The organism is Pseudomonas sp. B10(2017) (assembly GCF_002113295.1).
GTDB classification, from domain to species: domain Bacteria; phylum Pseudomonadota; class Gammaproteobacteria; order Pseudomonadales; family Pseudomonadaceae; genus Aquipseudomonas; species Aquipseudomonas pudica.
The window spans coordinates 294,646-307,498 of sequence record NZ_NEJU01000001.1; the positions used below are offsets into that span (position 1 = coordinate 294,646).

Sequence of the window (12,853 nt, forward strand, 5' to 3'; positions counted from 1 at the left end):
CTGCAAAAACAGAAGGGGCGCCTTGATGGCGCCCCTCTTTCTTGCTGCTTAGGCTTCAGCGTCCCAGGGACGATCGCCTTTTTCATCCTTGACGCGGGTCGGCAGGCCCATCACGTCCAGCGCCTTGAGGAACGGCTCGGCTGGCAACTCCTCGACGTTGACCATGCGCTTGGCATCCCACTCGCCACGGGCGACCAGCAGGGCGGCAGCCACTGGCGGTACACCGGCGGTGTAGGAAATGCCCTGGCTGTCGGTCTCGGCGTAGGCTTCTTCGTGGTCGGCCACGTTGTAGATGAACACTTCGCGCGGCTGGCCATCCTTGGTGCCCTTGACCAGGTCACCGATGCAGGTCTTGCCGGTGTAGCCCGGGGCCAGCGAGGCTGGGTCCGGCAGCACGGCCTTGACCACTTTCAGCGGTACCACTTCCAGGCCTTCGGCGGTTTTCACCGGTTGCTCGGAGAGCAGGCCCAGGTTTTTCAGCACGGTGAACACGTTGATGTAGTGCTCGCCGAAGCTCATCCAGAAACGCACGTTCGGCACGTTGAGGTTCTTCGAAATCGAGTGAACTTCATCGTGGCCGGTCAGGTACAGGTTCTGCGAACCTACCACCGGCAGGTCGTCGGTACGCTTGACTTCGAACATGGTGTTGCTGGTCCACTGGCTGTTCTGCCAGCTCCACACTTGCCCGGTGAACTCGCGGAAGTTGATTTCCGGGTCGAAGTTGGTGGCGAAGTACTTGCCATGCGAACCGGCATTGACGTCGAGGATGTCGATCGAGTCAATGCTGTCGAAATACTGTTGCTGCGCCAGCTTGGCGTAGCTGTTCACCACACCCGGGTCGAAACCGACGCCGAGAATGGCGGTAATGTTCTTTGCCTGGCACTCTTCGAGGTGTTTCCACTCGTAGTTGCCGTACCACGGCGGGGTCTCGCAGATCTTGCCCGGCTCTTCGTGGATGGCGGTGTCCAGATAGGCGACACCGGTATCGATGCAGGCACGCAGCACCGACATGTTGAGGAAGGCGGAACCAACGTTGATCACGATCTGCGATTCGGTCTCGCGGATCAGCGCCTTGGTTGCCTCGACATCGAGGGCATTGAGCGAGAAGGCCTGGATGTCGGCGGGTACCTTGAGGCTACCCTTGGCCTTGACGCTGTCGATGATGGCCTGGCATTTGGAGATGTTCCGTGACGCGATGGCGATACGACCCAGTTCGTCGTTATGCTGCGCGCACTTGTGGGCCACCACCTTGGCGACACCTCCTGCACCAATGATAAGAACGTTCTTCTTCAATTTATCCCTTGCTCCTTACTGAAAGCCGGTCTTACGACAGGCTGGAAACGTAGTCTTCGAAACCGAACTCGCGCACCACTTCGACGCTGCCGTCGAGTTGCTTGACCACGATGGATGGCATTTTCAGACCGTTGAACCAGTTTTTCTTGACCATGGTGTAACCCGCCGCGTCGACGAACGACAGGCGATCACCGATGGCCAGCGGACGATCGAATTGGTATTCGCCGAAGATGTCACCGGCCAGGCACGACTTGCCGCAGACCATGTAGGTATGCGCGCCGTCGTTGGGGGCCATCTTGGCGTTGAGGCGGTAGATCAGCAGGTCGAGCATGTGCGCTTCGATCGAACTGTCGACCACGGCCAGGTGCTTGCCGTTGTACAGGGTGTCGAGCACGGTCACTTCCAGCGAAGCGCTGTTGGTGATGGCTGCTTCGCCAGGCTCCAGGTATACCTGCACGCCGTACTTCTCCGAGAAGGCTTTCAGGCGCGCGCAGAAGGCGTCCAGCGCGTAGTCTTCACCGGTGAAGTGGATGCCGCCACCGAGGCTTACCCACTCGACCTTGTGCAGCAGGTGACCGAAGCGCTCCTCGATGTGTGTGAGCATCTTGTCGAACAGGCCGAAGTCGCCGTTCTCGCAGTTGTTGTGGAACATGAAGCCGGAGATCTGCTCGATCACCTGTTCGACCTTGGCCGGGTCCCATTCGCCCAGGCGGCTGAACGGGCGGGCCGGGTCGGCCAGCAGGTAGTCGGAGCTGCTGACCTGCGGGTTGACGCGCAGGCCACGGACCTTGCCTTCGGACTGTTCGGCGAAGCGCTGCAGCTGGCCGATCGAGTTGAAGATGATCTTGTCGCAGTTCTCCAGCATTTCCTCGACCTCGTCGTCGGCCCAGGCCACGCTGTAGGCGTGGGTTTCGCCGGCGAACTTCTGGCGGCCGAGCTTGAGCTCGTACAGCGACGAAGAGGTGGTGCCGTCCATGTACTGCTGCATCAGGTCGAAGACCGACCAGGTGGCAAAGCACTTGAGGGCGAGCAGGGCCTTGGCACCGGAGTGTTCGCGCACGTAGGCGATCTTCTCCATGTTGCCCAGCAGCTTGGTTTTATCGATGAGGTAGTACGGCGTCTTGATCATTTAAAGGCCCCCGGCCAGGCCGGCCAAAAAAAGGACACGCATTGTGCCTTCACTTGCCGCAGACCGAAAGGGTGGGTTACGCATTTCGTCGTGGTTGACGCCGTTGCGAGAGGATTTTTCCGGTTGCGGCGGGCTCAGTAGAACAGCGGCATGTGACTATCGTAAGCAGCAACCGGGTGCCGCAAGGAGAATCCGATGAGTGTTGCATTTGGATGGCACCGGCTCCGCCGGTGTTCGCGGGTGAACCCGCTCCCACAGGGAATGCGCTTGCTTCAGACCTTGCGCAGTCCAGTCTGTGGGAGCGGGTTTTCCCGCGAAGAGGTCGGTACAGGCAACCTCAATCAACCTGCTGCAACCATGCCTGGATCTGCTCCAGCGTGGCGGTAGCCCCGCCACAAACCACCACCAGCACATTCTGGTACTGCGCCAGGGCGCCCTGTGCATAGACCAACGCCAAAGCCGCCCCACATGCAGGCTCCACCAGCACGCGATGGTCCAGCAGGAACCGCTCGCAGGCTTCCAGCGCAGCGCGGTCAGTGACCAGGTGGCTGTGCACCGGATGCTGCTGCACGCACACCAGCGCCCGGTCAGCCACACGCTTGGCCCCCAGCGACGTCGCCACCGAGGCAATACGCTCCAGCTCCACCGAATGCCCCGCCTGAATGGCCGCATGCAGCGATGCTGCACCTTCGGTTTCCACCGCCAGCACAGGCACATCGTCCCAACCGTTGCGTTTCAGCCCCTCGACCACGCCACTGAGCAAACCGCCGCCGCCTACCGACAACACAACGGCATCCGGTTTCACGCCGGCTTCGGCCACCTCATCCACCAGGCTGGCATGCCCGGCCCACAGCAGCGGGTCATCGAATGGATGGATGAAGGCGTCATCCGGGCCGACCAAGGTCTGCGCCAGGGCGTTGGCCTCTTGCCAGGAGCTGCCATGCACCAACACCGTGGCGCCCTCCAGGCGTAGCAGGTCCTTGGCCCGCTCAGTGGTGGTCTCGGGCACTACCACGGTCACCGGCACGCCCAGCTTGCGCCCGGCATAGGCCACTGCCAGGCCGGCGTTGCCGCCCGAGGAAGACACGAAATGCCGCGCGCCGCGAGCATGGTGCACCTCGCAGGCGTGGCCCACACCGCGCAGCTTGAACGAGCCGCAGGGCTGCAGGGCGTCGAGCTTGAGCCAGACGTTGCTGCCCGCAGCCAGCGACAGCGGACGGGACTCGATCAGGGGGGTGTGGACATGCAAGGTCATTGGCTGGCTCCGCGTAGTTGCTCGAGGTAGTTGTATACGGTGTAGCGGGTCACACCCAGGGCACTGGCGGCCTTTTCCACGCCGCCCTTGACGATGAACAGGCCACGCTCCTGCATCACGCGCACGGCCTCGACCTTGGCCTGCTTGTTCATTCGCCCCTGGCCGCTGCGCTGCAGGGACGCGTGGATTATCTCGCTCATCAGCAGTTCCATGTCGGCGGGTTCAGTGACGGCAGGTGTGGCCCCTAGCGGCTGGAACTGCTGAAGAAAGTTCATGGCGGCATCCAGGTCGGTGACGTCGGTGTTGACGCAGAGGCTGGCGAAGGGGTGGCCGCTGCTGTCGCGAAAGATGGCCGTGGCGCTGCGCAGCGTGCGGCCCTTCAGCGTGGTGGGGTAATCGGGCAGCACCACCGGCTCGCAGCCATGCTGATCGGCCGATGCCTGCATGAGCGCCTTGAAACCCTGGTCCTGTTCCGGGGCGGCGAGGATCGGGCTACCGACGCTGCGGCCGGAAAGGTGGCCGTTGACGATCGCCACCACGGAGTGTTCCGGATAGTCGAGGTCGTGCAGGAGGATTTCCATGTTGCGCGCGGCAACGCTGCCCAGGGCCTGGATGGCGGCCTTGAGGACGGTGAGGGTGAGCTGGCGTTCTTCGCTTGGGGTGATCGGCATGGCAGATCGCAAAATCAACGTTTTGTGTATTTTTACACATAAAGTTGAATTAGGCGATTTGCTTTTCCAGGCCCATTCGCGGGTAAACCCGCTCCCACAGGGACCCCACGGTATTCGATACCTGTGGTGAACCTGTGGGAGCGGGTTTACCCGCGAATGGGCCGCAAAGCGGCCCCTTTGACCCTCAGCCCAGGGGCGGGGTACGCGGCGGGATCATTCGACGCGATCCGGTCGCCTCGAAGGCTGCACCAAAGCTCAGCAGCGCATTGTCGCTGTAAGCCCGGCCAGCAAAGGTCAGCCCCACCGGCATGCCGATATCGGCCATTACGCCCATCGGCACGGTCACGGTCGGCACGCCCAGGTGGCGGATGGCCAAGTTGCCGTTGGCCACCCAGATGCCGTTGCTCCAGGCGATGTCCGCCGATGCCGGGTTTACGTCGGCATCCGCCGGGCCCACGTCGGCCACGGTGGGGAACAGAACCGCGTCCAGGCCCAGGTTGTCCATCCAGTCTTCCAGGTCCATCTTGCGGGTCTGCTCCAGGCCGCGCAGGCCGTCGGGCAGGGTCTCGATCTGGTCCCAGGTCTTCAGGCCACGCTTGGCCATGTTGACGTACTCGTCCATGCCGGCGGCCAGGTCGTCCTCACGGTTGGGCAGGGTACCCGGGTCGTGGGGGAAGATCTGTGGCCCGTCGACATCGGCCAGGCGGTTGAGCTTGGGGTCACCGTTGGCGCGCAGGAAGTCGTCGAAAGCCCAGCCCGACAGCTCCCACAGCTCGTCATGCAGGAATTCCTTGCTGACGATGCCGCGGTTGTACACGGTCGGCGCGCCCGGGCGGTCGCCCTCGCAGTTGGACACCAGCGGGAAGTCCACTTCCAGCACTTCGGCACCGGCCGCTTCCAGTGCCTGGCGGGCCTGTTGCCACAGGTCGATCACCGTGGCGCGGGTGTTGATGCGCTGGCCAGTTGGGCCGCCGATGCCAGGCTTCTCGGAAGTACCGGCTTCGGCATCGGCATTGATGTACATGCGCGGCACGCCGAAGCGCTTGCCCTTGAGCGCGCTGGCATCCACGGCCAGGTCCAGGTACGAAGCCGGGCGCACTGTCGAGGCCGCCGGGATTGGCACCCAGGGTTGCAGGCGCCACAGGTCGCCGCGCTTGTCGGCATCGTCGGCTACGACCACGTCGAGGATTTCCAGCAGGTCGGCCATGGTCCGGGCATAGGGCACCACCACGTCCATGGTCGGTGTCAGCGGCCAGTTGCCACGCACCGAAATCACCCCACGCGACGGGGTATAGGCGCACAGGCCGTTGTTGGACGCCGGGCCACGGCCGCTGGACCAGGTTTCTTCGGCCAGGCCGAAGGCACTGAAACTGGCGGCCGTGGCGGTGCCGGCACCGTTGGACGAACCCGAGGCGAACGGTGCGGTCAGGTAGTTGGCGTTGTACGGGCTTTCGGCGCGGCCATACACGCCGCGCTGCATGCCGCCGTTGGCCATGGGCGGCATGTTGGTCTTGCCCAGGCACACGGCGCCGGCGGCGCGCAGGCGTTCGATGGTGAAGGCGTCGCGCTGGGCCACCAGGTCCTTGAAGGCCGGGCTGCCGGAGGCAGCGGTCAGGCCTTTGACCAAGTAGCTGTCCTTGGCGGTGTAAGGGATGCCATCCAACGGGCTCAGGACCTGGCCTTTGGCGCGACGGGCATCGGAGGCTGCGGCCTCTTTAAGCGCCTCGGGGTTGCGCACCACCACGGCGTTCAGGGCAGTAGCGGTGTCGGCGCCATCGTAGGCGTCGATGCGCGCCAGGTAGGCCTGGACCAGCTCGACCGCCGTCGTGCGGCCCGACTCGAGCGCGTCGCGCAGCTCGGCAATGGAAACCTCGGTTACCTCGATCATGCGTTCACCAAAAAATGTGCAGGTGGGGGCTAATGCGAGGAGTGTACAAGAAGGGCTTGGCGGGCGCAGGTTTGCGCGGGGGCAAATGGTTTTTTGCAGGCGGGCATTGTCGGGGCCTGTATCGGCCCCGATTGCAGCTCAATCCAGGTCTGCCGCTGCATGCCGCTCCGGCACCTGGCTGGCCTCATCGCCCCAGGTCCGGTTCACTCGTGTGCCACGTTGCACCGCCGGGCGCAAGGCAATCTCTTCGGCCCAGCGCTGCACATGCGGGTATTCGTCCACCGCCAGGAACTCCGCCGCGCCATACAGGTTGCCGCGCACCAGCTGGCCATACCACGGCCACACGGCAATGTCGGCGATACTGTATTCCTCGCCGCCCAGGTAGCGGCTTTCGGCCAGGCGGCGGTCGAGCACATCGAGCTGGCGCTTGGCTTCCATGGTGAAGCGGTTGATCGCGTACTCGAACTTTTCCGGCGCATACACATAGAAGTGGCCAAAGCCCCCGCCCAGGTATGGCGCCGCGCCCATTTGCCAGAACAGCCAGTTCAGGCTTTCGGTGCGTGCAGCTGGCGCTTTCGGCAACAAGGCACCGAACTTTTCCGCCAGGTACAGCAGGATCGAACCCGACTCGAACACCCGCACTGGCGGCTCGACGCTGTTGTCGAGCAGGGCGGGGATCTTCGAGTTGGGGTTGACCTGGACAAAGCCGCTGGAAAATTGGTCACCCTCGCCAATGCGGATCAACCAGGCATCATATTCGGCGCCCGGGTGGCCCAGCGCGAGTAGCTCTTCGAGGGCGATGGTGACCTTGACGCCATTGGGCGTGGCCAGGGAGTACAGCTGTAGCGGGTGCTTGCCCAGCGGCAGCTCCTTGTCGTGAGTCGGGCCGGCAACCGGGCGGTTGATGCTGGCGAACTGGCCACCGGACGCTGCGTCGTTGCGCCAGACCTTGGGTGGCACGTAGGCGGGCTTGCTCATGCATGAATCTCCTTAAATGGCGCGAAACGGTCACGTAGAGACGTTGACATGCATCTATGCCACGGGTTCGACGAAAAGCGCAAATGCATAGGGCGCGGGCATGCATTGCATGACTTCGGTTTCATTCAGGTTTCATCCGGTGCAACTCAGGCCGGTTCTATTCTGGGCTATCTCTTCGCCCTGCAAGGAGCTGCCGGCCGATGACGCTCTCACGCTGCATGCTGACGCTGGCCCTGTTCGGCAGCCTGCTGGCCCACGCCCAGGCTGCGCCATGGGTTGCCGGCCTGCATCACATGACGCTACCCGACCCAGTCGACGCCCAGCCCATGCAGGCGCTGGCGTTCTACCCGGCCATCGGCACTACCCGCATCAGCCGGATAGATGGTTACCCGATCGAAGTGAGCGAAGAAGCGCCGGTCGCGTTGGGCCAGTACCCGTTGCTGGTGCTGTCCCACGGCAATACCGGCAGCCCGCTGGCCTTGCACTACCTGGCGACGTCGCTGGCGCGCCAGGGCTTTATCGTGGTGGCGGTGGTCCACCCCGGCGACAACGCCCGCGACCACAGCCGCCTGGGCACCCTGAGCAACCTGTATGGCCGGCCGCTGCAAATCAGTGCCGCGATTACGGCCGCCCGCGATGATGCCTTGCTGGGGCCTTATCTGAACGGTGGCAAGGTTGGGGTGATCGGCTACTCGGCCGGTGGTGAAACCGCCTTGATCCTTTCAGGCGCGCGCCCCGACCTGGACCGCCTGCGCAAGTATTGCCTGGAGCGCCCTGGCGACGCCGACGCCTGCAAGACCCACGGGGTAATGATTGCCGACCGCAGCGAGCTTGTGCCAGAGGCCGACCAGCGGGTGGGGGCGGTGATGCTGATGGCACCGCTCAGCCTGCTGTTCGGGCGCCATGCCCTGGCCGGGGTACGGGTGCCGGCGCTGATCTACAGTGGCGACAGCGACCAGTTGGTGGCGGTGGACCGCAACGCCGAAGCCCTTGCCCGCAAGCTGCCGGTGACGCCGGACTATCGCCTGCTGGCCGGTGCCGGGCACTTCGTGTTCATGGCCCATTGCGATGCCGAACAGTCCGTGCGGATGCCGACGCTGTGCCAGGATGCCGCAGGCGTGGATCGTCGGCACATCCACCATTCCCTGCAACGTGATGCCGCGGTGTTCTTCAGCCAGGCGTTGGGCGCACCGCAGCCGGCCGAGCGTTCAGCCGCGAGCGGCGCGCCGCGCCAGCAACAGCGTTAGGCCGACACCGGCCAGGGCGAGCAGGGCGGCCACGCTGAAGATCGAGGCATAACCCAGGTGCGCGGCCACCGCGCCCATCACCGGCCCGGCGATGGCCAGGGCCATGTCGAAGAACACCGCGTAGGCGCCGAGCCCTGCGCCGCGGCTGCTGCTGGGTACCTGCTTGATCGCTTCCACTCCCAGCGCCGGGTACACCAGCGACAGCCCGAAACCGGTAAGCCCGGCACCGATCAGCGCCCACGGCGGCGACGGTGCCAGCCACAGCAGGCTCAGGCCGAGCACTTCGGTGGCCATGCACGCGACCGCCACGTTGTAGCCACCAAAACGGTTGACCGCATTGACGAACAGCAGCCGGGAGATGATGAAGCACACGCCGAAGGCACTCAGGCACCAGGCCGCGCCCGCCCAGCCGCGCTCCAGGTAATACAGTGTGACGAAAGTGGTCAGGGTGCCGTAGCCGATAGAGGCCAGGGTCAGGCCCAGGCCGCAGGGTGCGACCCGGCCGAAGGCCGACCAGAAGGGCAGGCGCTCACCGCGTACCACCACTACGTCCGGCCGCTTGCGCAGTACCAGCAGTGCCAATACCGCCAGCACCATCAATGCCGGCCCCAGTACGCTGAAGTCCAGCCCGTCCACGGCCAGTACACCCAAGGGGGCACCAATGGCGATGGCGCCATAGGAGGCGATACCGTTCCAGGAAATTACCCTGGCGGTGTGCTCGGGCCCGACCTGGCTGATGCCCCAACTCAGCGTGGCCACGCCGATAAGCCCTTGGGCGACGCCCAGCAGCAGTCGCCCGCCAAGCAACAGGGCCAGGCTCAGCAGCGGTAGCGACAGGGTCCAGGCTGATAGCAGCGTCAACACCCCGCAGCCGGCAATCCCCAGCAAACCGAAGCGAATGGCCTGCTTGCCCCCCAGGGTATCGGCGACCCGCCCGGCAAACGGGCGGCTGAGCAAAGTGGCCAGGTATTGCAGGCCAATGGTCAGCCCGGCGACCACCGCGCCAAACCCCAGCTGGTCATGCACATGGCTGGGCAGCACGGCGATCGGCAGGCCGATGCAGAGGAAGGCAATGAAGGTGTAGAAAACGATCGACAGGATCTGCAGGGTGATTTGCAGCGTGTTGCTGGCGGGGGCGGGTTGTTGCGCGGTCATGGGCTCGTTCGCGGGCGGGCGGTTGGGCGTGCCCCATCATGGCCGTTGCGCGGAGGAAATGAAAGCAGGCTAACGAATTATTCGTCGGGCAGTGCCAGCCTGTGGGATCGGCGGTGGATTCTTCGCGGGTGAACCCGCTCCCACAGGATTTGCATAGGCCTCAAATGCTACGTAGTCCCTGTGGGAGCGGGCATGCCCGCGAAGAGGCCGGCCCAGCCATACAAGATGGCCAAGCCGCCCATCAATCAGACCACTACACCCTGGCTACGCAGATAATCGTCATTCGCGGGCTCGCCCGCTCCCACAGGATTTGCATTGGCCTCAAGTGCTACGCAGTCCCTGTGGGAGCGGGTTTACCCGCGAAGCGGCCGGCCCAGCCATACAAGATGGCCAGGCCGCCCCATCAATCAGACCAATACACCCTGGCTACGCAGGTAATCGTCGTAGGTACCGCTGAAGTCCACCACGCCATCAGCCGACAGCTCGATGATGCGCGTGGCCAGCGACGACACGAACTCACGGTCGTGGCTGACGAACAGCAGGGTGCCGGGGTAGTTTTCCAGCGCCAGGTTCAGCGCCTCGATCGATTCCATGTCCAGGTGGTTGGTCGGCTCGTCCATCACCAGCACGTTCGGCTTCTGCAGGATCAGCTTGCCGAACAGCATGCGGCCTTGCTCACCACCGGAAATCACCTTCACCGACTTGAGGATCTCGTCGTTGGAGAACAGCATGCGCCCGAGGGTGCCGCGGATCACTTGCTCGCCGGAAGTCCACTGGCCCATCCAGTCGAACAGGGTCATGTCGTCTTCGAAGTCGTGGGCGTGGTCCTGGGCGTAGTAGCCCACTTCGGCGCTATCGGTCCACTTCACCTCACCCTTGTCCGGGGTCATTTCACCGACCAAGGTGCGCAGCAGGGTGGTCTTGCCGATACCGTTGGGGCCGATGATCGCGACACGCTCGCCAGCCTCGATTGTGAAGCTCAGGTCCTTGAACAGCACCTTGTCGTCGAAGGCCTTGGCCATTTTCTCGACGGTGACGGCCTGGCGGTGCAGCTTTTTGGTTTGTTCGAAGCGGATGAACGGGCTCACGCGGCTCGACGGCTTGACCTCGGCCAGCTGGATCTTGTCGATCTGCTTGGCTCGCGAGGTGGCCTGCTTGGCCTTGGAGGCGTTGGCCGAGAAGCGACTGACGAAGGTCTGCAGTTCGGCGATCTGGGCTTTCTTCTTGGCGTTGTCCGACAGCAGCTGCTCGCGCGCCTGGGTGGCAGCGGTCATGTACTCGTCGTAGTTGCCCGGGAATACGCGCAGCTCGCCGTAATCGAGGTCGGCCATGTGGGTGCAGACACTGTTGAGGAAGTGCCGGTCGTGGGAAATGATCACCATGGTGCTGTTACGCGCGGTGAGGATGCTTTCCAGCCAGCGGATGGTGTTGATGTCCAGGTGGTTGGTCGGCTCGTCGAGCAGCAGCACGTCCGGGTCCGAGAACAGCGCCTGGGCCAGCAGCACACGCAGCTTCCAGCCCGGCGCCACTTCGCTCATCGGGCCGAAGTGCTGCTCCAGCGGAATACCCAGGCCCAGCAGCAGCTCCCCGGCACGGGATTCGGCGGTGTAGCCGTCCATCTCGGCGAACTCGGTTTCCAGCTCTGCGACGGCCATGCCGTCTTCTTCGGTCATTTCCGGCAGCGAGTAGATACGATCGCGTTCGGCCTTGACCTTCCACAGCTGGCCGTGGCCCATGATCACCGTGTCGATCACGGTGAATTCCTCGTAGGCGAACTGGTCCTGGCGCAGCTTGCCCAGGCGCGTGTTCGGCTCGAGCATCACTTGCCCGCCGGACGGCTCCAGGTCGCCGCCGAGGATTTTCATGAAGGTCGACTTGCCGCAACCGTTGGCCCCGATCAGGCCGTAGCGGTTGCCGTTGTTGAATTTGACGGAAACGTTTTCGAACAGCGGCTTGGAGCCGAACTGCATGGTGATGTTGGCGGTGGAGATCAAAGGGCTTACCTATCAGTCACTTACAGAGCTGGCTTTCAAGCTGATACCGATTTGATACCAATTTTGAGTTTTTCCAGCTCGCTCCAGTCGGAGCTTGAGTTGAGCCAACGGGCATACGTCGACAGCAGCATTTGGACGCTGTGACCCAGCTGTTGGGCGATAAATGCGGGGTTGAGGCCGGACATTAAGCATATTGTCGCATAGGTGTGCCGGCAGTTATATGGGGGACGACGCCGAATGCCCAGCTCATTCAGCACCGGCACCCACTGTTTGTGCAGATCGGAGGTCTGTTTCACGTGCTCTGCGTTCTTCGATGGCGGGAACAAGAATGGCGTTTCGGTCACCGCTCCCTTCCCATGCCGGCGACGGTCAGCGTATTCCCTGGCGAACTGAATCGCGCGCAAGGCCCGGTCATTCAGCAGCACGAAGCGATCCCTGCCTGTTTTCGTCCTTTCCTCCACCTCGCCCAAGGCGACGGTCCTCTTTACGTGCACCGTCCTCTTTTCCATATCGATCACATCCCAGCGCACTGCCAAGGCCTCCGACAAGCGGAGGCCGGTGAAGAACATAAACTCGAACAGCGCGGCATAGATGAGGCTCGGCCAATGCTTGTGTTCGTAGAGCTTGTTGATGATGGTGTTGGCTTCGGCCAGGGTGAACGGGTCGATCTCCTTACGCGACCGCTTCGGCAACTCAATCACCTCGGCGGGGTTCTTGGTCAGCAGGCCTTCCCGGGTTGCCGCAGCCAGAATCGTCGATAACCTGGTGATTGCGTTGCGCTTCACATTTGCCGAGGTCCATTCGGTTTCTGTGATGACACGGCGGAGCAGGGTGGTAGTGATCAGATCGATACGAACCATGGCCAGGCGCGGCACCCAGTACAGATTCAGGGCGCTTTTGTAGTTGTTGTGCGTTCCCTGGGTGATTTCGCGGCTGTCCAGCCAGAGCTGAGCGTACTCACCGAAGGTCGGCTTACCGCCGACCGCGGCCTGTGAGCTGGGGAACAGCTCGGCGTACTTGTCCTGGTCAAGGAGGCCGAGCTTGGTGAGGCTTGTTACCTGATCGCGAAGGCTGGATGCAGCTTTGATGCCTTTCTGTGTCGGGGGATAGGGGAGCGTTTCGCATCGACGGACACCGTCCCATGTGAAACGAATGCGGAGGGAGTTGCGGAAGATCTCGACCCCTCTGGGTAGATCCATTGGCTTTCCAGCCATTCGTCGTATCTCCTTTTGCTGTAAATGAT

General features: G+C 63.2%; 10 protein-coding genes. 1 reads left to right on the top strand and 9 read right to left on the bottom strand.

What is annotated here, in order from left to right; genetic code table 11:
• Positions 1 to 48 precede the first annotated feature (48 nt).
• The 6 genes from CAF92_RS01415 to yghU form a co-directional block, all read right to left on the bottom strand.
• On the bottom strand, positions 49 to 1,293 hold the full coding sequence (locus CAF92_RS01415; RefSeq protein WP_003248123.1) for a saccharopine dehydrogenase family protein: 1,245 nt from the start codon (positions 1,291 to 1,293) through the stop codon (positions 49 to 51).
• Between the two features lie 31 nt (positions 1,294 to 1,324).
• Positions 1,325 to 2,422: a carboxynorspermidine decarboxylase gene (gene nspC / locus CAF92_RS01420; RefSeq protein WP_013972889.1), complete on the bottom strand. Its 1,098-nt coding sequence runs from the start codon at positions 2,420 to 2,422 to the stop codon at positions 1,325 to 1,327.
• 337 nt (positions 2,423 to 2,759) lie between these two features.
• Positions 2,760 to 3,677 (bottom strand): pyridoxal-phosphate dependent enzyme, encoded by a 918-nt coding sequence (locus CAF92_RS01425; protein WP_085598647.1) that lies wholly within the window; start codon positions 3,675 to 3,677, stop codon positions 2,760 to 2,762.
• Positions 3,674 to 4,348 (bottom strand): transcriptional regulator, encoded by a 675-nt coding sequence (locus CAF92_RS01430; protein ID WP_085598649.1) that lies wholly within the window; start codon positions 4,346 to 4,348, stop codon positions 3,674 to 3,676. Before CAF92_RS01430 ends, CAF92_RS01425 begins: the two co-directional genes overlap by 4 nt.
• Before the next feature lie 184 nt (positions 4,349 to 4,532).
• Entirely contained in the window at positions 4,533 to 6,236 is a 1,704-nt protein-coding gene (locus CAF92_RS01435) for an amidase (protein WP_085598651.1), read from the bottom strand.
• 138 nt (positions 6,237 to 6,374) lie between these two features.
• Positions 6,375 to 7,214 carry a glutathione-dependent disulfide-bond oxidoreductase gene (yghU, locus tag CAF92_RS01440; protein ID WP_085598653.1) on the bottom strand — a complete coding sequence of 280 codons (840 nt, stop codon included), beginning with the start codon at positions 7,212 to 7,214 and terminating at the stop codon, positions 6,375 to 6,377.
• A 200-nt stretch (positions 7,215 to 7,414) separates the two neighbouring features.
• Between yghU and CAF92_RS01445 the strand changes: the two genes are divergently transcribed.
• Positions 7,415 to 8,461, top strand: a complete 1,047-nt coding sequence (locus CAF92_RS01445) for a dienelactone hydrolase (protein ID WP_085598655.1) — start codon at positions 7,415 to 7,417, stop codon at positions 8,459 to 8,461.
• Here the strand turns inward: CAF92_RS01445 and CAF92_RS01450 are convergent.
• The 3 genes from CAF92_RS01450 to CAF92_RS01460 form a co-directional block, all read right to left on the bottom strand.
• Positions 8,423 to 9,616, bottom strand: coding sequence for an MFS transporter (locus CAF92_RS01450; RefSeq protein WP_085598657.1), 1,194 nt, complete (start codon positions 9,614 to 9,616; stop codon positions 8,423 to 8,425). The two genes, CAF92_RS01445 and CAF92_RS01450, sit on opposite strands and share 39 nt — an antisense overlap.
• A gap of 407 nt (positions 9,617 to 10,023) precedes the next feature.
• Complete coding sequence (locus CAF92_RS01455) at positions 10,024 to 11,610, bottom strand: ABC-F family ATPase (RefSeq protein ID WP_085598659.1); 1,587 nt, start codon at positions 11,608 to 11,610, stop codon at positions 10,024 to 10,026.
• 35 nt (positions 11,611 to 11,645) lie between these two features.
• A complete protein-coding gene (locus CAF92_RS01460; protein WP_085598661.1) occupies positions 11,646 to 12,824 on the bottom strand; it encodes a tyrosine-type recombinase/integrase in 1,179 nt (392 codons plus the stop codon).
• Positions 12,825 to 12,853 lie beyond the last annotated feature (29 nt).